The 20,146-nt window shown below is 39.2% G+C and carries 16 protein-coding genes; 8 read left to right on the plus strand and 8 right to left on the minus strand.

The window, feature by feature from the left end:
- Window positions 1–70: 70 nt before the first annotated feature.
- Both V7266_RS17410 and V7266_RS17415 read right to left on the minus strand, forming a co-directional pair.
- Window positions 71–1,432: an MATE family efflux transporter gene (locus V7266_RS17410; RefSeq protein WP_335469445.1), complete on the minus strand. Its 1,362-nt coding sequence runs from the start codon at window positions 1,430–1,432 to the stop codon at window positions 71–73.
- A gap of 299 nt (window positions 1,433–1,731) precedes the next feature.
- Window positions 1,732–2,577 (minus strand): STAS domain-containing protein, encoded by an 846-nt coding sequence (locus V7266_RS17415; protein WP_335469447.1) that lies wholly within the window; start codon window positions 2,575–2,577, stop codon window positions 1,732–1,734.
- 215 nt (window positions 2,578–2,792) lie between these two features.
- On the opposite strand from V7266_RS17415, the gene V7266_RS17420 reads away from it, so the two are divergent.
- Together V7266_RS17420 and V7266_RS17425 are read left to right on the plus strand one after the other, a co-directional pair.
- Entirely contained in the window at window positions 2,793–4,142 is a 1,350-nt protein-coding gene (locus V7266_RS17420) for an MFS transporter (protein WP_335469449.1), read from the plus strand.
- 327 nt (window positions 4,143–4,469) lie between these two features.
- Window positions 4,470–5,456 (plus strand): alpha/beta hydrolase, encoded by a 987-nt coding sequence (locus tag V7266_RS17425; RefSeq protein ID WP_335469451.1) that lies wholly within the window; start codon window positions 4,470–4,472, stop codon window positions 5,454–5,456.
- Window positions 5,457–5,549: 93 nt separating this feature from the next.
- On the opposite strand, the gene V7266_RS17430 is transcribed toward V7266_RS17425, so the two are convergent.
- The 3 genes from V7266_RS17430 to V7266_RS17440 form a co-directional block, all read right to left on the minus strand.
- Complete coding sequence (locus tag V7266_RS17430) at window positions 5,550–5,870, minus strand: hypothetical protein (RefSeq protein WP_335469453.1); 321 nt, start codon at window positions 5,868–5,870, stop codon at window positions 5,550–5,552.
- A 717-nt stretch (window positions 5,871–6,587) separates the two neighbouring features.
- Window positions 6,588–7,178 carry a molybdopterin-dependent oxidoreductase gene (locus tag V7266_RS17435; protein ID WP_335469455.1) on the minus strand — a complete coding sequence of 197 codons (591 nt, stop codon included), beginning with the start codon at window positions 7,176–7,178 and terminating at the stop codon, window positions 6,588–6,590.
- Window positions 7,179–7,348: 170 nt separating this feature from the next.
- Complete coding sequence (locus V7266_RS17440; RefSeq protein ID WP_335469456.1) at window positions 7,349–7,912, minus strand: general stress protein; 564 nt, start codon at window positions 7,910–7,912, stop codon at window positions 7,349–7,351.
- 234 nt (window positions 7,913–8,146) lie between these two features.
- Here V7266_RS17440 and V7266_RS17445 point away from each other — a divergent pair, with 234 nt between their 5' ends.
- Window positions 8,147–8,695 (plus strand): hypothetical protein, encoded by a 549-nt coding sequence (locus V7266_RS17445; protein ID WP_335469458.1) that lies wholly within the window; start codon window positions 8,147–8,149, stop codon window positions 8,693–8,695.
- Between the two features lie 22 nt (window positions 8,696–8,717).
- Here V7266_RS17445 and V7266_RS17450 read toward each other — a convergent pair whose 3' ends face one another.
- On the minus strand, window positions 8,718–10,763 hold the full coding sequence (locus tag V7266_RS17450; RefSeq protein WP_335469460.1) for a molybdopterin-containing oxidoreductase family protein: 2,046 nt from the start codon (window positions 10,761–10,763) through the stop codon (window positions 8,718–8,720).
- 140 nt (window positions 10,764–10,903) lie between these two features.
- Window positions 10,904–11,338: a MarR family winged helix-turn-helix transcriptional regulator gene (locus V7266_RS17455; RefSeq protein WP_335469462.1), complete on the minus strand. Its 435-nt coding sequence runs from the start codon at window positions 11,336–11,338 to the stop codon at window positions 10,904–10,906.
- Between the two features lie 171 nt (window positions 11,339–11,509).
- On the opposite strand from V7266_RS17455, the gene V7266_RS17460 reads away from it, so the two are divergent.
- The 5 genes from V7266_RS17460 to V7266_RS17480 all read left to right on the plus strand — a co-directional run bounded on the left by V7266_RS17460 (window position 11,510) and on the right by V7266_RS17480 (window position 18,300).
- Window positions 11,510–13,021 (plus strand): MDR family MFS transporter, encoded by a 1,512-nt coding sequence (locus V7266_RS17460; RefSeq protein WP_335469463.1) that lies wholly within the window; start codon window positions 11,510–11,512, stop codon window positions 13,019–13,021.
- Window positions 13,022–13,374: 353 nt separating this feature from the next.
- Window positions 13,375–14,271 (plus strand): permease, encoded by an 897-nt coding sequence (locus V7266_RS17465; protein ID WP_335469464.1) that lies wholly within the window; start codon window positions 13,375–13,377, stop codon window positions 14,269–14,271.
- Between the two features lie 13 nt (window positions 14,272–14,284).
- A complete protein-coding gene (locus V7266_RS17470) occupies window positions 14,285–15,178 on the plus strand; it encodes a TIGR03943 family putative permease subunit (RefSeq protein WP_335469465.1) in 894 nt (297 codons plus the stop codon).
- 363 nt (window positions 15,179–15,541) lie between these two features.
- The gene (locus tag V7266_RS17475; protein ID WP_335469467.1) at window positions 15,542–17,137 is read left to right on the plus strand and encodes a spore germination protein; all 1,596 of its coding nucleotides are present in this window, start codon (window positions 15,542–15,544) and stop codon (window positions 17,135–17,137) included.
- Entirely contained in the window at window positions 17,134–18,300 is a 1,167-nt protein-coding gene (locus V7266_RS17480) for a Ger(x)C family spore germination protein (protein ID WP_335469468.1), read from the plus strand. The genes V7266_RS17475 and V7266_RS17480 overlap by 4 nt, the downstream gene beginning before the upstream one ends.
- A gap of 96 nt (window positions 18,301–18,396) precedes the next feature.
- Here the strand turns inward: V7266_RS17480 and V7266_RS17485 are convergent, their stop codons facing one another.
- Window positions 18,397–19,530, minus strand: coding sequence for a GerAB/ArcD/ProY family transporter (locus tag V7266_RS17485; RefSeq protein WP_335469470.1), 1,134 nt, complete (start codon window positions 19,528–19,530; stop codon window positions 18,397–18,399).
- Window positions 19,531–20,146: the final 616 nt, after the last annotated feature.

Below are 20,146 nucleotides of genomic sequence, written 5' to 3' on the forward strand. Positions count from 1 at the left end.
GCGTAAATGGCAACAAAAAAAAAGAAAGCTCACGTTCCATGTGCTTTCTTTTGAACTAAGAGGTCCATTTTTAAATCAAATTATCCTGGTATTCATTTTTAACCGATTTTAACTTTATGGAATCCCAATTTGTTCGATAAAAGCGAACCATTACGCTAACTCCAAACACCGTGAGATAGGAGTATAAGGAGATCCATGCGCCCATACTGCCCCAATCAAGGATAAAAGTGAATACATAACTGAGTGGAACAAAAAAGAACCACCCTAATACTAAAGAGATTTTTAATAAAAACGATGTGTCGCCAATTCCTCTGAGACCGCCGGCATAAAAATTTAATAGTCCATCAAACAGCTGTAAAAATGCCGAAATCATGATTAATTCTGCGGCTATCTTATACACCTGAACATCGTGAGTATAAATCTTTGCAATCGGTTCCGAAAGAAAAAATTCAAAGACACCTAAAATTAATAGAAATATACACCCTAAAATGGATGTGTTCGTCCCAGCTTTTCTTCCTACTATCGGGTTACCTCTCCCCACTTCTTGACCAACAAGAATGGTTGCTGTTGATCCAAATGCAAAAGCGGGCATGAATCCAAGACTCATGACACTCAAGGCCACTTCATTGGCGGCTAACGCATTCGTCCCTAATCTCGTAACAAATGCAGTAAAGACAAACATGGCCATGGCCATCGAAAATTCCTGTATGCCTAATTTGGCACTTTCAGCAAAAATTAATTTTGATTCTGCTCGGTCAAAGGCAATTCTTTTGCGTGTTTCATATTTTGAATGTAATTTTATGAAATAAAAATAAGCGCAAAAAAGAAACGTGACCAATTCCCCTATAAAAAAGGCAATACCAGCACCAATTAAACCCAATTTAGGAAGAGCCATATTTCCATATGTTAAGCCAAAAGTAAGAAAAATCATAAAGGCTCCGCCTAATATGGTACTGATCATTGGTGTTTTGGTATCCCCTATTCCGCGGAGAAATCCATGAATAACAAAGGTGAAAATCGAAAATACCATCGCAAAAAAACGAAATTGCAAATAACTTTTGCCTTCTCTCATCATCTCAGGTGAACTTCCCAACAACTTAAAGATGGCTTCTGGAAATAGTAAACCTACTAATAAAACCATTGCCGCAGCCGCAATGCAAAGATAAAAGGCGATATAGGTACGTTCAACACCTTTTTCCATGTTGTTGGATCCGTAATTTTGAGCCACTAAATAATTGGTCGTATGCCCTATTCCGGAAAATAATGCCCAGGCATTATACATAATAATGTTTGAAACCCCCACGATGGCAATCGCAAGGGCGCTTAATTGACCAACTAAAATGAGATTGATCGTTCCTGTAAGCGTTGATGAAGCAAATGAAGCTATCGAAGGTATGGCAAGCAGTAAGATCTTTTTCCATTCTTTAAACATTCAGTTATTCTCCTATAATCCCTTTTAAATGGACTATACCTAATATGGAACAGTCATGTTTTCATCCATTTAAGCAATGATCCAATCTCTGTATAATAGTTATTCTATAATGGATCAATAATTCCTCCTATACTTGGTACCTGCCAGCAGGACCTAAATCTGAGTATTCATACAAAAAGCCATGGGGACAATCTTCTGGATCAAAAGCCGATTGAACCCTCCCCATGACTTACTTAAGTGTCCTTTATACATATCATTCGACCGTTTAGTGGCAGCAATTCGATAAACAAAAAACAATGTTATCTTTTGATGGCAGCAATAGAATTCAGAGCTTGACGCAGAGTCGAATAGGTCGAAACACTATTAAATTCAAGTCCTAGCTGTACTGCTGTTTGTGCTATCTCAGGTCTAATTCCTGAAAGGGTAGATGTCACCCCCATTAGTCCTAATGCTTTTATCAGTTGGAAAATTTGATGTGCTACCATTGTATCAATCATTGGAACGCCTGATAAATCAATAACAAGAAAATTTACTCCTAGATTGGCACACTGTTTCAATGTTTTTTCAAGCATTAACTGTGCACGTCTTGTATCAAACTCGCCCACAAGAGGAAGTAACGCTACCTCGCTGTTAAGAGTAATAACCGGAGAACTTAACTCCTGAATAAGTTCCTGTTGAGCTGAAAGTTTTCCTTGTAAATAGTATTGATGCTCTTCGACAAAGCCTAAAATGACTTTATCAAATGCTTTTAAAATCACTCGATTCCAGCTATCTATCACCTCATTGGGAAACTCACCCATGTGTAGCGCAACAAAATCTTTAATATAATCAAGATACTGTTCCCGTACCCTAAAAAATTCTCTTAACATAAAATGGATTGGTGTGTTTAAATGCTGGGGATCTTGAGCAATCGAAAGGATCCATTTTTGAAAATCTTCCAGGAACGCTGTTTCCTCTTTAATAAAGACCTCACAAAGATGTAAATGGAAATCAAAGTTTTGTTTTTTTAAAGTTTTGATTACATTAGGGTCATCGGAGGCATAAACTCCTGAAGGGTCACATTTATCGAGAGAATTATACCATTCCTCTGTAAGATTTCTTGCCTTAGCCAATAGAAACGAGTGTAATTTTTTATTTCTATGCAACTTTTATCCCCCCTCCATCCATTAATATACTATTAATTAAATTTTAACTTATCTTATTACTTAAGTCTTGCTGCATGCATCTCCTTATTGTACTGCCACGCTCTTATTAGATTTCTCATTATATCATTGTCCAAGCCATTTATGTTAAAATTTAGTAAAAAGGAGAGAGATGATGAAGAAGAATATTTTTCCCATACTCACCGGAGAGGAAACCTATGTCTCAACCTAACAAAACCCGCTTTCTTTTTATTACTGCCGTTGCTTTGGGAACGTTGCTGAATCCCTTAAATTCTTCGATGATTGCCGTGGCGCTTTCCCGCATCCAAAATCAATTTTCTCTTTCGTTTACGGATGCATCTTGGCTTATTTCCACTTATTATCTTGCCAGTGGTATCGGTCAGCCGGTAATGGGGAAGCTCGGCGATGCATTTGGACTTAAGAAAATGTATTTAATTGGCCTGATAATGATTGCAGCAGCATCCGTTGCAGCTCCCTTTTCTCCGAGCTTTGGCTGGCTGATTGCGATCAGGATTATTCAGGCAATCGGAAGTTCAGCACTTTTCCCGGCAGGAATGGGAATCATCCGCAAATCTATCACGGAAAATCAAGCACAGGCATTGGGAGTCCTTTCAATTTTTTCATCCGTGTCCGCCGCAATCGGTCCTTCCATCGGTGGATTTCTCACCCACTACTGGGATTGGCAAGCAATCTTTTTGGTCAACTTCCCTTTCATTTTGGCAGCCTTTTTTCTAGGGCTATTTATTCTTCCAAAAGATAGAAGAGATAGAAGCAGGAAAGTCACCATTGATTATATCGGAATTCTTCTATTTACTCTTTCCATTTTAAGCTTGCTATTGTTTTTGCTTTCATGGGAAAGTGGAGTTAACTGGGGTGAACTTTTGGTAAGCCTGGTTTTTATCTTCGTTTTTTATAAATACGAAAGCAAACAATCGCAGCCATTTATCAATGTATTAGCTCTTAAAGAAAACCTGAATATGAGTTTTGTGTATGTACAGTTTATCCTGGTCAATGTGATTTTCTACTCGATCTTCTTTGGGGTGCCGCTCTATCTGCAAAATGTTCGACATTTCGATTCCAAAACTACAGGGCTTATTATGCTCTCCATTGCCGGTTTTGGCATTATTGTGTCGCCACTTGCTGGCCGATGGATTGACAATCGTGGTTCAAAACCTGCTTTAATCGCAGGGACATCCTGTATGATTGCAGGTTCCTTGCTTCTTCTTACCATCCACGGGTCATCGCCGGCGGGATGGATATTCTTTTCTTTATCGGTCCTTGGACTTAGCAACGGCTTCAACAATCTTGGTTTGCAGACGGCACTTTACACGTTTGTTCCTCCTGCCGAAACCGGCACTGCTTCTGGGCTTTTTATGACGTCACGATACATAGGGACGATTTTTTCTTCTAGTTTACTGGGTATTTTATTTGGGAAGCAATTTACCACTAGCCATTTTCATGTAATGGCCATCATCTGTGTCATCATCGGAATCCTGATTATGCTGTTGACACTTCGGATGCCTCAGTTACAAAAACAGAGTCAATAGCACAAGGGACACCGAATTGTGTCCCTTTTTAAATTAGTAAATTTTTCAAAAAACAGTTTACAATTACCTCCCAATGTTTTATTATCATTATTAATAATGGTAATAATCAAACTTATAGATGATCCCTTTCACAAAAACGAAAAAGCAAATTTAAGCAATTGTTCCGACAGGCTGACCTCCATTTGAATAACCTGGAATTGATGGAGTTTGCCAAAGGACATGGAGCTGTTTTTCAAGAATATATTTAAAATACACCTGTTGAAGGGCGAAAATACGGACCATTGCAGCAATTATGATCCCGGATGCGGGAGAGGGAGAGGATTGATCATGGTATATAAAATCAAAGAAGAGAATGCTGTCACTCAAAGTGAAGTAAAACTTTCAGGTACGCTAACCGTACCGATTGGAACAGAGGAAGTTTATCCCGCTGTCCTGATTATCCCCGGAAGCGGTGGCAATGACCGTGATGGCAACAGCCCAAAATTCAATATGGGGATCTATAAAGACTTGGCTGAATTCTTAACAGGCCTCGGTTTTGTTACGCTCCGCTATGATAAGCGCGGCACCCATCAGAGTGAGGGTGACGCCTATACTCGAGGATTCAAGGACTTGGCAAACGATGCCACCGCTGCCCTTCGCTATCTCAAACGGCATCCAAAAGTAAATGAAAATCAAACCATTATCCTTGGCCACAGTGAGGGTGCACAGCTTTCACCGGCGGTTTATGCCCAGGAATCATCTGCCGGCGTGATCCTTTTATGCGGTGGGGCTATGCCCATGCAGGAAATCATTAACTGGCAGCGCCAGCAGGCGTATGATGCCTTGAATCAGCTGGGAGGATTTAAGGGGTGGCTGATTAGAACATTACATGCTACAGACAAAGCTAAAAAGACAAATGCTAAATTCGATAAAAAAATATTGAACAGTTCTGCGGAGACCATGAGGGTATTTGGAAAGAAGTTTCCCGCTAAATGGCTGCGAGAATTTTATCAATATGATGTATTTGCAGACCTCCGACAAATCACATGTCCTGTTCTCGCTATAGCCGGTGATAAGGATTGCCAGGTGCCGCTTGCTGCCTCTGAACAAGTCATTCCTACTGTGTCAGGTGAAGCGGAGCTTCATGTCATCCAGGATATGACCCATATATTAAAATGCTGGCCCGGCACCATGGACGCCTCTAACCCTTTAAAAATCTATAAGCAGCTGTTTGAAGAACCTCTTCCAGAAGAATTTAGGAACTGCTTGTCCGCATGGCTGGGAGAGCATTTTATTACGAAAGATATCGACAGCAAAAAGATCGTTGGCAAATAGAGAGAATGAAAAGAACTCAGAGGGTGATCAATATGAACCTGCGGACTTGTTTATATAAAAAAAGGGTACTGGTTAAGCCATTACCCTTTCTCCCTACTCCCTATTAGCCAATTGATCCAATCGATCCAACTTAGCTTCAAATCTATTGATCCTTTCATGTAACTCCTCAAATCCATCACTACATTCCTGTAGCAGCGTTTTCAATGCCCTTTCCCTTACTATTTTTCTTATTGCTTGACTAACTGTTTTTCCTTCTTGTCTGATCTGCTGTACTCTTTCCAAATCAGCAATGTGAGTATCATTTAAATGTTCAAATTCCCTTATTAAACCATATTTTCTGTACTCTTCTCTAAGATCAGCTAATAATGATTGGCTGACACCAGTCATTTCCCTTACTACCCTATCCGGATACATTAAATCAGCTCCTTAATTAGTCCTATACTAGAAACTATTAAAGAGAGATGGGATTTATGCCTCTAGAAACTCTATTCAAGCATGATGGATTTACGGTTAACATTAATCATGTTCCTTTAAAGTAGATTAAATAGATTCACTATTACCATAAAAAAAAGACTTCCTCTATTTGGGAAGCCAATAAAATGATTACTTAACGTTTTTTCAGTATTCATTGATTTAGTTTCTATTTAGATCCTCTAGGTTTTATTCCGCGTATCTTTCCTTTTTGCCCGATGCACCTAAGAAAATAATGAACCAAAACGGGCACATAATCGCGATTCCTCGAATAAATCCAATCATGAAATTTAACATAGTGATTTCCTCCTTAAGAATCGAAGAGCAGGATGAATTCCTTGCCCAGTTTTCACTCCCAGTCTAGAGGTTTCGTAAGTCAAGACACCATTGGAATTTTTTTGGCAAAGGACGAGATAACTGGTTTTGCCTCTCCCTTGAATGGAGTGCCCCGTTAACAGCATTTCATGTTACTTTGTCTTTCTAGTAAAATACCCCATTTTGGAATATAGTAAACCCTACTATCTTTTTTAATAGTAAGATAGAAAAGTAACGGCTACCTAACTTTCAAAAATCAAATGCGTTCATCCAGGAAGGATAAACGCATCTCATACTAACTTAAGTTTTACTACGGTGATAAGGAATATTTAAAGTGATTTGTTGCTAACGGTACCGTTCTTCTTTAAATGGATTGGCTGTCATCGAATAGCCAAACTCTTCCCAAAAACCTGCCTCATCTTCCTTCATAAACTCAATCCCTGACACCCATTTGGAGCCTTTCCAAAGATAAAATGTTTCTGGCGGAATAAACCTTAGTGGATAACCATGTTTGAAATCAATATCCTGCCAATCATGGTGTTGATCCTTCCAACGGTAGACAAACAAAGAATCATCGCCTAGTAAAGGCTCGAGCGGCAGGTTGGCAGAATAACCAAATCGATCCCCATTGTAGTAACCGTAAATTTTAATGTATTTAACTTCTTCATCGATTTCCACCAATTTTAATAACTCTCTAAGGGCAATGCCTTCAAATGTGGTATCAAATTTAGACCAGGTCGTAACACAATGCATGTTAACGGTTGAGATGGTCTTCGGAAGCGCCATGATTTCTTTATACGATAAGACCTTTTCTTCTTTTACTTCACCAAAAAGTCTGAAATTCCAATAGGTTTTATTAAACACGGGGATATCCCCTTTGTGCAGTATGGGCCATTTCTCTGTTTCAAATTGGCCGGGGGGAAGCTGCTTTTCCATCATACACCATCCTTTTTTCCTCTTTTCAAAGTGTTTCATATAGTATACTACAAAATAAATGAAGAAAACCAAGTCCGTATCTTGCGTTCGATCAAATGAAAAAGGATACCGCCTCCACTTGAAGACAGTACCCTTTCCACTTTCAATCATTAAAATTCTCTGCTTTTGTCTCAGTTTATAGTTTGATGTAACGGAGTGACCGGAGTAGTGTATGGATCATTTGATCGAATGGTTCCGTCTGGATCGTTTTGGGTTACAGTGGTATCCACTCGCTGTCCTTCTCCTAGACGGTTTTGTCGGCGTTCCACCGCAACCAGGAATTTACCTTCTTTTACATAGCCTTCGTAACGGTCAACCTCTTCTTCAGGAATACCTAATCCAATTAATGCCCCAGTCAATCCACCTACGCCTGCTCCTGCAGCAGCCCCGGTCAGGGTAGCAGCGATTGGACCAGCCGCTACAATAGGTCCGATACCTGGTATAGCGAGGGCTCCTACACCAGCAAGGAGTCCTACTATCCCACCAAGTGCACCGCCTGTTGCAGCTCCAGTAAGAGCGCTTTTTTCCGTTGTCGTACCAGTTGTATCATTAATGTTTTTTACAACGTCTTTGTCTTTCCCGATAACTGAAATATCTTCCGAAGCATAACCCTGTCGTTTTAAACCTTCCACCGCCTGGATTACCTCTTGTTCAGTATCGTAAACTCCCACCAAATGTTTTTCATGTTCGTACATTGAAATTCCTCCTTTGATTGGTAGTCCTTATTTTAACTACCCGTCCTTGGGAAGAATGAAACCTTTATCCTTATCGTTGCTTATGCCATTTCAGTATTTTATATACTATCTCTATGTTCTTTTACTGCAAATATTTTCTAGTTAACGTTGTTTTTTCACAGGGTACATAAATAACGGTCTCAACGAACTCAAACGAAATGACAGATCTTTATCGAATATTTTAGGGGGATAATCATGTTTGGATTGGCTGACATAATAAAATTTCTAATCTCTTTTTTCGTAATCCTGCCTATCGTTACGATTATCCATCTAAGCGGGCATATTTTTTTCGTTACGCTTTTCGGCGCATCAGAGAAAAAAATCGTAATTGGATCCGGGACAAAGGTATTTTCCTTTTGGAATATTGAGATAAGAAGATACTACTTCTGGAATGGAGCCTGCGAGTTTAAATCATTACGGCATGATAACCGTGTCACGAACACCTTCATTTACCTTGGTGGGGCTTTATTCAACCTGGCAGGTATTTTTCTGGTAGACGCCCTCATTTCTCAAGGAATTCTAGAAAAGTCAGTCTTTTGGTATCAGTTTATCTACTTCTCCTTTTACATGCTGTTTTTCTCTCTATTTCCTATGTATTTTTCCGATGGATCGCCCAGTGACGGGAAGGCGGCAGTCCTCACATTGAAGAACCAGCATGAAAAGAAGATAAGTGACGATATTCAATTTCTGAAAATGGAAGAGCCAAATAAACCGGATGAACGATCCAGGAATGATAATAAGTAACATCTATGGGTGGTTTTTGGTGTCAGGCACCAGTTCGTTTTTCAATGGTAACTCTTCCTGAAAAAAAAGTGGCGCCTCCGCCCATGTCTGCGATACGGTCTGGGGTAAGCGAGTTGACGAGATGTTTTGTTCCCTTATCAGCTCCCCAAAGGCCTTGAGTTACTGCTACACCTGGAAGGACGCTGTCACCAACCCTCGCTTTAAGGATACATTCTCCTTGTTCGTTCCAAACCCGGACCTGTTCTCCATTTTGCACTCCCAATTTTTCAGCATCGTAATGATTTAAAACGACTTCTGGCTCTTTTTCCATCCCCACATGCGTTGACTGATTGGCAAATGTTGAATTTAAAAAGCTATGGTTCGGCCCCGCTATAAAGTGAAAGGGATGATCAAAGTCATTTTTTAAAGGTTCATAGGTTGGTAATGGAGGATATCCGTCCTGTTTCATCTTTTTGGAATATAGTTCGATCTTTCCGCTCGGTGTTGGGAGCCTGAGCGGAAATTTCGCTTTTGCTTTCATGTAATGATGTTCCCTTAAAGATTCGTAAGTTATTTCTTTCATATAAGGATTCATGGGATTCGCTAGTGATTGCTCAATTAATTCTGCTTCTGTTTCGTCAAAAGCCGTTTCCGTGAAACCCATTCCTTTAGCTAGCAGCCGGAACACTTCCACGTTTGACTTTGATTCTTCGAATGGTTCGATTACAGGCTGTTGAAGCTGAATATAGTGATGCCAATACGATGTATAAAAGTCGGTGTTTTCAATGGAAGATGTGGCTGGTAGAACAATGTCTGCGTAACGAGCCGTTTCTGTTAAAAATAAATCATGGACAACCGTAAATAGATCTTCCCGCTCTAATCCTCTTCGAACCTTATTGCCAGCTGGCGCTACAACGGCTGGGTTACTCCCATATACATAGAGCGATTTTACCGGGGGATCTAAAGTAAGCAGGGCTTCTCCCAGCAAGTTCATATTAATCACGCGCGTTTTTTTATTTTCCAACAGATCTGGCCGCTGCAAATAAGCTGTATGATGGGCCAGGTAAGCGGAATTTCCTTTGATCGCCCCCCCTCCTTTTACTAACCACTGTCCTGTTAAAGCAGGGAGGCAGGCGATCGTTCTCACAAACATACCGCCGTTGTCGTGGTGCTGCGGGCCATTTCCAATTCGAATAAAGGCAGGGGAAGTTTTACCATACATCCTTGCCAGTTGAAAAATATCCTCTACTGGTATGCCCGTAATGCTTGAAACGGTTGCAGGGTCATACTGCCTAACATGTTCACGCAGCTCCTCATGACCGATCGTGTATTGTTCCAGAAATGCGGAATCTACTATGTTCTCAGTAAATAATATATGCATCAGACCTAAAGCCAGAGCCGTATCAGTCCCTGGTAAAATAGGAATAAACCAGTCTGCTAATCTGGCAGTTTTATTTTTATGGACATCAATCACAATGATTTTAGCGCCATTTTGTTTCCGGGCTTGTTGGGCAAGAGCTACTTGGTGCATGTTGGTACTTACTGCATTAATCCCCCAAAAAATAAACAGCTTGGTGTAAATAGTATCCTCAGGATCAGTTCCGAAACTTGCGCCCATTGTATATTGATAACCGGCTGCACCGGCTGAGTTACAGATACTCCTGACCAGCTGGGAAGCCCCCAAGCGATAGAAGAAGCGGCGGTCCATCCCTTCCGCACTAAGGTTTCCCATATTTCCATAAAAGCTGTAGGGCAGAATACTCTCGGCACCTTCGTTTTGCAGCAGTTCCTTCCAGCGGGTGGTAATCGTTTCTATTGCTTCCTCCCAGCTTATTCGGACAAACTTCCCTTCTCCTTTCGCACCAGTGCGTTTTATTGGATATTTTAGGCGTTTTTCATCATAGATTCGTTCCGTCATATTCCGAACCTTGTTGCAAATAAACCCCTTCGTAACTGGATGATTGGGGTCACCCTCTACCTTGATTATTTTTCCGTTCTTTTTATGTAGGAGCAACCCGCATTGATCCGGGCAGTCTAGTGAACAAACCGAAGGGAAAATACCATCTGGGTGATCAACAAAAGCGGTCATCCTCGGTCTCCTTTCCATTGGTGTCAGGCACCATTTGTAATGTATAATGAATGTTTTCTACTTTCATTATTTCGACATAAACTCGTCAATACCTGTTCATTTCGGAACACAAGCAGATTACTCGTAATCGTAACTTGAGATCATTCCTCTTCTTTCAAATGCTCAACCAGCCTGCTAAGTAAATCGCTTAACACCACTATTTCTTGATCACTATAAATATGATAAGTCTGAGCATTAAAATCATTTCGCAAGGATTTCAATTGCTCATAAACACGAATTCCTTCCTCTGTTATCTTCACTCGAGTTCGTCTTTTATCCTCTGGGTCTTGAAATAAGGTAACTAAATTGGATTGCTGCAGGCGATTAATCATCCCGGTCATATTTTGTTTCGTTACCAGCATTTCTTCTTTTAGTTCACCAATGGAAATTTCTCCTCTATTAATGATGGTTCGAAGGATTACCCATTGCTGGATGCTATTGAGTCCAACATCAGCAACCATCTTTGCACCGTATCTGCTTAAGAGATTGGAGCTCCTAAAGATATCTAACGTAATGTTTGTTTTTACTTCTTCCATACAAACCTCCGCATCCATAGATTATTGACTATCTTAATGAAATCGATAAAATTAGTCAAGTTGTTGACTAAGTCATATAGATAACGTAAACTAATTTAGTCAATACCTTGACATTTAAAAGGATTTTGCCATATTTTTATTTTACTATTTTTTAAATGAAGGAGACAAAACATGCCAAAAACAACGACAAATCGAAAAATGGTCACCGTTGCGATGCTGGTTGCGATTCTATTAGTCGCCATAGATGTCACCGTTGTCAGTACCGCCATGCCGCGGATTGTCAGTGACCTCAGCGGGTTAAAATTAATCAGCTGGGTCTTTGCCATCTATACGCTTACCACTTCAGTAACAACCCCCATTTACGGTAAATTAGCTGATCTATTCGGCCGAAAAAAAATCTTTATTACGGGTGTTATTTTGTTTGTAGCAGGCTCGATGTTGTCAGGTGCCGCTCATACAATGACTCAATTAATTTGGTTCCGAGCCTTTCAAGGAATCGGTGCTGGAGCGGTCATGCCGTTAACCTTCACGATTATTGGTGACCTCTACCCCGGCGAGCAGCGAGCGAAAATGCAGGGAGTATTTAGTGCGGTCTGGGGAATTGCCGGTCTTCTTGGCCCATTGGTAGGCGGATTCTTTGTGGACCAAATCAGCTGGCGTTGGATTTTCTATATTAATTTGCCGGTCGGTTTAGTCTCGCTTGTATTAATCACTGTTTTCTTCCATGAAACAGTAGAATTGAAGAAAGATCGTAAAATTGATTATCTTGGAGCGATTACTTTTACGATTGGTATTTCCACTCTATTATACGCTCTGCTAAATGCCGGTCCGGGACAGAAATATGCATGGAATTCGGCAGCCATTTATACTCTGTTTGCTATTGCGGTGATCTTTATTGTGCTTTTTGGCTATATTGAAACCAAAGTGAAGGAACCGATGCTTCCCCCATCATTATTTAAGATTCCGGTTATCTTGGTTTCAAACTTCATCGGTTTTCTTGCAAGTTCTGTTCTTATTGGGGTGAATGTTTATTTGCCTATGTGGATTCAAACGATTCTTGGACACAGTGCGACAAGCTCAGGACTAACGCTCATGCCCATGTCGATTGCCTGGCCTTTGGGTGCCACTTTTGCCGGTCGTTATATGTATAAAATTGGCTCTAAGTTAACGGCGATCCTGGGTGCTGTTTTGATTGCCCTCGGTGGAACATGGCTGCTGGCTGTCGAACTTGATTCACCTTATTGGTATTTTGTTGGGATTATGATTGTCTTTGGTCTTGGGATGGGTTACGCGACCACGCCAACCACCGTTCTTGTTCAATCGGCGGTTGGCTGGCAAATGCGTGGAGCGGCAACGGCTTCAAACACCTTTACTCGATCGATTGGCCAAACGGTTGGGGTTGCTGTCTTTGGAACGATTTTTAACAACTCTCTGATTACGTTTGGAAAAGAACATGCAGCTGGAGGATGGAGCGGTGGAGGCAATATTAGTGATGTTTTAAGTTCAGACACCCTTCATAAGCTGCCGGCAAATGTCCTTACGATGATTCATGAGGGACTTGCCCATGGGATGCACCTTGTGTTTATTCTCGTGTTTTTTATTGGAGTCGCAAACTTAATCGCTACTTTCTTCCTTCCTTCCCATAAGAAGGTAATGGAGCATCAAAAGCAAGTTCAACATTAATGGTTAAGCCGCCAATTTGGCGGCTTTCTTCATATAATGGAATTTAGAGCGCTTCTATTATATGGTTTTCAATTAGTATATAGAGAAATTAAGCCATTTTAATTCTTAAATTATCATGGAAACAAATTTTAACCGCTTGTTCATAAAATATTCACATTTATTCAGTACCATAGATATTGGGTAAACGAACCAATACCCAAAGAAAGAGGAGTTCCAGCCAATAGTGCTGGAATTATTTTTTTACGTTGAAAACTATTAACAACTTCGTCACAAAGATTGTTTACTATATTAATAGGAAACATATCTACCACATATGGAAAATCAAAACATATCTAATTAGTTATAATTTTGATATGATAGTAGTTGTTTTTTTAAATGAACCAATTGTGTTTGATCACAGGAGGAATTTGCATGGATCGATTNNCATTGAAGCATTCCCTTTTATTGTCGTTGGGGCTTTTATTTCTGCATTGATTGAAGTTTTTGTTTCTGAGAATACACTGCTTAGAATTCTGCCAAAAAATAGATATTTATCTGTTGTTGCTGCTAGTTTTATGGGAGTATTATTTCCTGGCTGTGAATGTGGGATTGTTCCCATAGTGTCACGGTTAATTAAAAAAGGACTCGCCCCTCATGCAGGAATTGCCTTTATGCTTTCTGGACCAATTATCAATCCGATTGTTTTATTTGCTACATTTATTGCATTCGGAGATAGCTGGACAATGGTAGGGTACCGAGCAGGGTTAGCAATCGGTGTTTCTATTTTAGTTGGACTTGTCTTATCTTTTGTCATAAAGGACAATCCATTAAAGGAAAATAGCGAAATACATGTTCACGACCATTCTCACCAGAATACTAGACAAAAATTGATGAGCGTTTTTAACCATACCATTGACGAATTCTTTAGCATGGGAAAGTATGTAGTGCTGGGTGCACTACTTGCATCTACAATGCAAGTGTATGTACCAACACGGATCTTAACAACGCTGGGCGGTACGCACGTAACTGCTGTATTGGTTATGATGGCTTTAGCATTTATCTTATCCGTTTGTTCAGAAGCAGATGCTTTTGTAGCAGCATCTTTTCGTAACTTTTTCCCCCAAACTTCAATCGTCTCTTTCTTAGTGTTTGGCAATATGGTAGATATTAAAAACTTACTTATGATGTTTGGGTCTTTCAAGGCAAAATTTGCGGTTCTTTTAGTTTCATTAATTACTTCATTTGTATTCATTGGTTCACTTCTTCTGTAAAGGATGTTGGATGATGTTTAAAGTCCTTATTTTAATACTTACTACAAACTTGTTTTTTATGCTGCATACCACAGGAAACATTTCAAAATATATAAACATGAAATATAGCTTCTTATCTTCGAGTATGATCGTGATTTTATTCATACTTACAGTTATCGAAGGGATTAAATTATGGTCTTCTGGAGAAAAGGAAAAGGACCATCGTGATTGTGATTGTAGCCACGATCATCATGACCATGAACACCATCATGGTCATGGTCACGAAAAAAAGAAACTATCTACTGGAAAAAAGATAAAAAAATTCTTGGCCTACACTCTTGTGTTAATTCCTGCAGTTACAGGTGTGATTTTTCCAGTGGCAACTCTTGATTCACAGCTTGTGGATGCAAAGGGTTTTTCATTTCCGACATTAGAAGACGGAAGTGATCGTTACGGGACGCATCAAGTTTTAAATCCTGATATGAGTAAATTCATGAACCAAGCTGATTTTACGGATTTAGTAAGGAAAGAGTCTAAGTCTTATATTCCAAAAAATAATATTACCTTAACAGATAAGGACTATTTAGTCGGGTTAGAAGTAATGTATAATTTTTCAGGGGCTTTTGCAGGGAAAACTCTTACCATGAAAGGATTTACTTACAATGGTCCAGGAGAACAACCTAACCAGCTGTTTTTACTTCGCTTTGGGCTCATTCATTGTGTCGCGGACTCTGGTGCCTTTGGAATGATGATTCAATTCCCGAAAAACGTACACATTCCGAATGACCAATGGTATCAGGTAACAGGAACAATGGATACAGTCTATTATCCACAAATGAAAACTAAAATTCCTGTATTAAAAGTAACAAGCTATAAAACCATTCCAAAACCGAACGACCCTTATGTTTACAGAAACACTTTGAATTAATAAGAAGGACCCTATGAGGGTCTTTTTTTATGTCGATTTATGTATGGAAATACAGAAAAACAAATGAGCTTGGAAAAGGTTCTAGCTCTTACTATATCTTTGGAAACATTTGTTGCAGCAAGAACATTGTTGAAATAGATACTATTGGAATCAAAAGTGAATGCAGTTCGTATATACTCGCTTCATCATAATTTCCTCTAACTATCATCAGTATTATGTAATTGATTAATTGCAACGCTAATTTATTTTGCTTCGTATCAGGTAATTTCTTAAACGGTTCAAGTGTTGGCAAAAGGAATGATTTCTATCTGTTTACAAATAATAACAGAATCGAATCCATTATGAATTGAAAGAGGAAACTACATGCGAAGTTTATTTCAATCTTTAAAGAAAATCCTTCCTCAAAATCTAACCTCTAAGCCCAATGATCAGGTAATCACTGAAAAATATATTGATAAAAAATTAGCTGAAAACCTTTCTTTATTAAAAGAAGTTTTTGGAAAAACGGATGATATTTTTTATAGAGAGTTTGAGTTTTTGGACCAAAAACCATATAAGGTTTTTATTTGTTATTTAGATGGAATCGTGAATGAAGATTATATCAATTTAAATATTTTAAAGCCGTTAATGGAACCCAATTTTTCCAATCAACACTTTGATCATAGCAATTTACTTACCATTATAAAAAATAGAATTCTTCATACGGCAGATATTCAAAATCTAAAAAAGATAGATCAAGTTATTGACAGTGTTTTAACCGGAAAAACAGTTCTTTTTATAGATGGATTAGATTCGGCACTCGCCATGAGTACTCAAGGTTTTGAAACAAGGAATGTAAGCGAGCCTGATACTGAATCAAGTGTACGAGGGTCACGCGAAGGTTTTAATGAAGTGTTAAAGGTCAATACGGCGTTAATTCGCAGAAAAATTAATAACCCCCAGTTAAAGTTCGAAAATATAAAGCTTGGCAAACAGACCAAGACAAGTATTCGTATAGGCTACATCGAAGGGATCGCCAATGAAAAGGTTGTGGACGAGGTACGCACCCGGCTGCAGCAAATCAATGTGGATTCCATACTGGAATCAGGATACGTAGAACAATATATCGAGGACAACCCCTTTTCGATTTTCCCTTCTGTGGGAAATAGTGAGAAACCTGATAAAGTTGCTTCTAAATTACTGGAAGGCAGAGTAGCGATACTCTGTGATGGTACACCCTTTGTCTTGACCGTTCCCTTTCTATTTATCGAGGGGTTACAAGTCGGAGAGGATTATTACTCCCGGCCTTATTTATCCTCCATCATTCGATTATTAAGATTATTAGCCCTATTTATTTCGGTTGCGGCCACGCCCTTTTATGTCGCCCTTACGACCTATCATCAAGAAATGGTTCCTTCACTCTTGCTGGCAACAATGGCTGCCGGGGAAGAACGTGTCCCCTTCCCTATTTTCATTGAAACATTGTTAATGGAAATCACCTTTCAACTTCTCAGAGAGGCAGGAGTAAGGATGCCCAGGCCTGTAGGTTCGGCGATAAGCATTGTCGGTGCCCTAGTTATTGGCGAAGGAGCGGTTCAAGCGGGTTTGGTTAGCTCGGCCATGGTAATCTGTATAGCCATTACAGGGATTGCCGGGTTTGTGGTACCTGCATTTAATGATGCCATTATTTTATCGAGAATTCTTTTGTTGATATTAGCGGGCGCATTGGGTTTATATGGAATATTAATGGGTTTTATGATTCTTCTGGGCCATTTATGTTCTCTCAGATCTTTTGGGACCCCCTATTTAACACCTCAAGCGCCTATTATTTGGAGTGAATGGAAGGATTCGATTATACGCCTGCCGATTTGGCTTTTTCATTCGCGGCCGCAATCGATCACTTGGAAGAACTCAAAAAGATCGGTTTATGGAAACAAACCCAGTATTCCCAAAAAGGATGAAGGTGAGGGTCAGACATGAAAAAGGCGGTTTTCTGTTGTACTTGCTTATTGCTATTGACAGGCTGCTGGGACCGAACGGAATTAAAGCAGCTGGGAATCGTAATGGGAGTTGCCGTTGATAAAGATCCGGATTCCGGGGAATTTATTGTTTCCACACAAATGTTAAGACCAGGGGCAATCAGTACCCAAATGCCCAGTACCGAAAAGCCCGTTGAAAAAGTGGTTACATCGGGAAAGACGATTTTTGAAGCCATACGGAATTCCAATCTAGAATTCGACCGTAAAGGATTTTATGCCCATACCAAAGTGATTGTGATAGGGGAAACCTTGGCAAGAGAAGGACTGCTGCCAGTACTTGACTTTTTTCAGCGCGGGAAAGAAATACGAGGCTATGTGTTCTTATGTATTGCAAAGAATGCACAAGCAAGTGAGATTCTGGGAATAGAAACAGGAGGAATTGAGTCCATCCCTGCCTTCCGAATAAGAGATATGATTGAGGATACGAGATTTCAGTTAAAAGGAGCCAAAATCAATCTGATTGATTTTTATAAAGAGTCGATTGGAAGCGGAATTGAACCGGTTGTTGGGGTGTTAAAAATTGAGAAAGACAAATTTTCAAAAAAACATGTAAAAATGTCCGGCGGAGCTGTTTTTAATAAGGATAAATTAGTTGGCTACTTAAATGAACATCAGACAATCGGCTATCGATGGTGCAAGAATGAAGTAGAATCGGGAGCGGTATCCATCCCCTCCCCTGTAAATGAAAACCGATATGAATCGGTTGAAGTAAAAAATGCCGACACAACCATTAAGCCAACAGTGAAAGGAAAAGAAATCTCATTTACCATAAACGTGGAAGGTGATGGGATTATCACCGAACAGGAAGTAACGACATCACTTGAAGACAATACAAAAATCCTTGAACATATGAAGAAGACTGAAGAAAAAATGAATAAGCAAATCGAAAAGGATATCAAATTAGCGATAGAAAAAGCACAAAAAGAATTCCATTCTGATATTTTTGGATTTGGAAGAGCTTTAAACAAAGAAGAACCAAAGGTATGGAATGAAGTAAAAAAAGATTGGAATGATCGGTTTGCTGAAGTCCCCTATACAGTCAATGTTCAATTTAAAATCAACTCTACCGGGTTAATGTGGGGACCTTCCCAAGCCAAAAATTAACGCTTAAACATTAACGTAAATAGATGGATCGCAATCAATAGGAGAAAGATCAAAATAAACATGGAACTTCCCAATAATATGATGTTACTTAATAAATCAGCTTTCCTGATTAATTGGAGGATTACCATCACTCTTTCTCCTCTTTTTTAAGATGATCACTTTTTTCTTTAGAAAAATAATAATTAATAATAATATGCTCATAAGGTTGATCATACCCATTACATAGGTGTGAACCTCAAAACCAAGCCAGCGGTGATAGCCCAAATTTTCAAAGCGCAGATTACTGTAAATCGGAAAGATCAGTCCTAAAACAAGAATTACCCATCTGATATTTTTGATTTTAAATATCCAGGTAAGTGCAAGGACACCGCCGTAAAAATGCAAACTCATTTTGTAAAAGCCGCCGATAAACATGATTAAAACGGCTAATAAGTCTAAATTCGTAAAGAAGTTAGCGATGTTAATAGATAGGATCATTTGAAATAATGGAATATCCATATTTGCTGTAAGATCTGGCCCCAAAGTAGCAAGCATGATAATGAGTGAAAAGATAATTAAAAATGTTGAAAGCGCCACTGCTAGATAGGTGATTTTTCGAATACCTTCCTGCTTACTTACAAAATGCCAAAACATGATAAAAACGACGAGTTCACCAAAAGGGAAAACCACAACGTCGAATAAGGTTTTCCCTAAAAGCGGCTTAATTCCATTGCCTAAAATGGGAAGTAACCCATTGATATCAAATTGACCTGAAAACATGGTAAAAATATAAATGGTTACCAGAAAAATAATAAAGACTGGCAATAAAATTTCTCCGGTTCTTGCTAAAACTTCAAAACCCAACGATAGGATATAGATTGATACAAGCATAAAAAAATAAAGGATAACGAGAAAAGGTGTCCTTGGCAGCGCTGTCATGTTAATCAGTGCCGCAAATTCATAAAAATTGAAACTGGCACCGTCAAAAAAATAGGCACCGTAAATGAACAACAATGGAATGGCTAATTTCCTTCCGACTGCCGCATTAAGAATTTCGGAAAAATTTTGATCAGGACAAATTCTTGGGATTTGTGTAAATACCCATATCAGACCTGTCCCGATAAAGAAAGCAAGTAAAACAACCAGCCAAGCATCCTGCTTAGCACCGATTCCAAGTGCAAAAAGGGTTGTACTTCCCACTTCAAATAACATAATGAGCATAAATAATTGAATTTTGGTGATTTGAATCATTCTTTTTTTGCCACCTCGTGTTTTGATTAAGAAGTGATTCTTAAGAAGGAAATATAATGGAACATTCAATAAACTATTTTAGACAAAGTGTTTTTTGATTAAACATACCTTGCGGACCGTTCCCTTATATATTTGGGGTGGCATGTAAAAAAATAAGCCCCACGGAAAGGGGCTTGGAATGAATAAGAAAAGGCGGATATCGTAAATGTTACTGCGTGGCTTCCCAGTCAGAACACTGTTATTTAATTGCACTTTGTAATGAAAAATGAATATTTTCTTTTCTCATTATTTCGAATAAACTCGTCTAGACCTGTTCCATTCGGAACGTTAGCAGATTACTCGTAACCGAAACCTATATCATTACTCCTCTTTCAAATGCTCAACCATCCGGCTAAGTAATTCGCTTAATATCAATATTTCTTGATCACCTCTAAGAATCACCCATTGCTGTATGCTATTAAGTCCGACATCAGCAACCATCGTTGCTCCATATCTGCTTAAGAGATTGGAGATCCTTAAGATATCTAACGTAATGTGTTGTTTTTACTTCTTCCATACAAACCTCCGCATCCATAGATTAAGTCTAAGCTATATGGCATCATTTTCACTCTCCAAT

This window comes from Neobacillus drentensis (assembly GCF_036965645.1).
GTDB classification, from domain to species: Bacteria; Bacillota; Bacilli; order Bacillales; family Cytobacillaceae; genus Neobacillus; species Neobacillus drentensis_D.

Bases quoted from the DNA above. Each gene is read 5' to 3' on its own strand.
- V7266_RS17410 (WP_335469445.1), bottom strand. From the start codon at position 1,432: ATGTTTAAAGAATGGAAAAAGATCTTACTGCTTGCCATACCTTCGATA.
- V7266_RS17420 (WP_335469449.1), top strand. From the start codon at position 2,793: ATGTCTCAACCTAACAAAACCCGCTTTCTTTTTATTACTGCCGTTGCT.
- V7266_RS17425 (WP_335469451.1), top strand. From the start codon at position 4,470: ATGGTATATAAAATCAAAGAAGAGAATGCTGTCACTCAAAGTGAAGTA.
- V7266_RS17430 (WP_335469453.1), bottom strand. From the start codon at position 5,870: ATGTATCCGGATAGGGTAGTAAGGGAAATGACTGGTGTCAGCCAATCA.
- V7266_RS17435 (WP_335469455.1), bottom strand. From the start codon at position 7,178: ATGGAAAAGCAGCTTCCCCCCGGCCAATTTGAAACAGAGAAATGGCCC.
- V7266_RS17440 (WP_335469456.1), bottom strand. From the start codon at position 7,912: ATGTACGAACATGAAAAACATTTGGTGGGAGTTTACGATACTGAACAA.
- V7266_RS17445 (WP_335469458.1), top strand. From the start codon at position 8,147: ATGTTTGGATTGGCTGACATAATAAAATTTCTAATCTCTTTTTTCGTA.
- V7266_RS17450 (WP_335469460.1), bottom strand. From the start codon at position 10,763: ATGACCGCTTTTGTTGATCACCCAGATGGTATTTTCCCTTCGGTTTGT.
- V7266_RS17455 (WP_335469462.1), bottom strand. From the start codon at position 11,338: ATGGAAGAAGTAAAAACAAACATTACGTTAGATATCTTTAGGAGCTCC.
- V7266_RS17460 (WP_335469463.1), top strand. From the start codon at position 11,510: ATGCCAAAAACAACGACAAATCGAAAAATGGTCACCGTTGCGATGCTG.
- V7266_RS17470 (WP_335469465.1), top strand. From the start codon at position 14,285: ATGTTTAAAGTCCTTATTTTAATACTTACTACAAACTTGTTTTTTATG.
- V7266_RS17475 (WP_335469467.1), top strand. From the start codon at position 15,542: ATGCGAAGTTTATTTCAATCTTTAAAGAAAATCCTTCCTCAAAATCTA.
- V7266_RS17480 (WP_335469468.1), top strand. From the start codon at position 17,134: ATGAAAAAGGCGGTTTTCTGTTGTACTTGCTTATTGCTATTGACAGGC.
- V7266_RS17485 (WP_335469470.1), bottom strand. From the start codon at position 19,530: ATGATTCAAATCACCAAAATTCAATTATTTATGCTCATTATGTTATTT.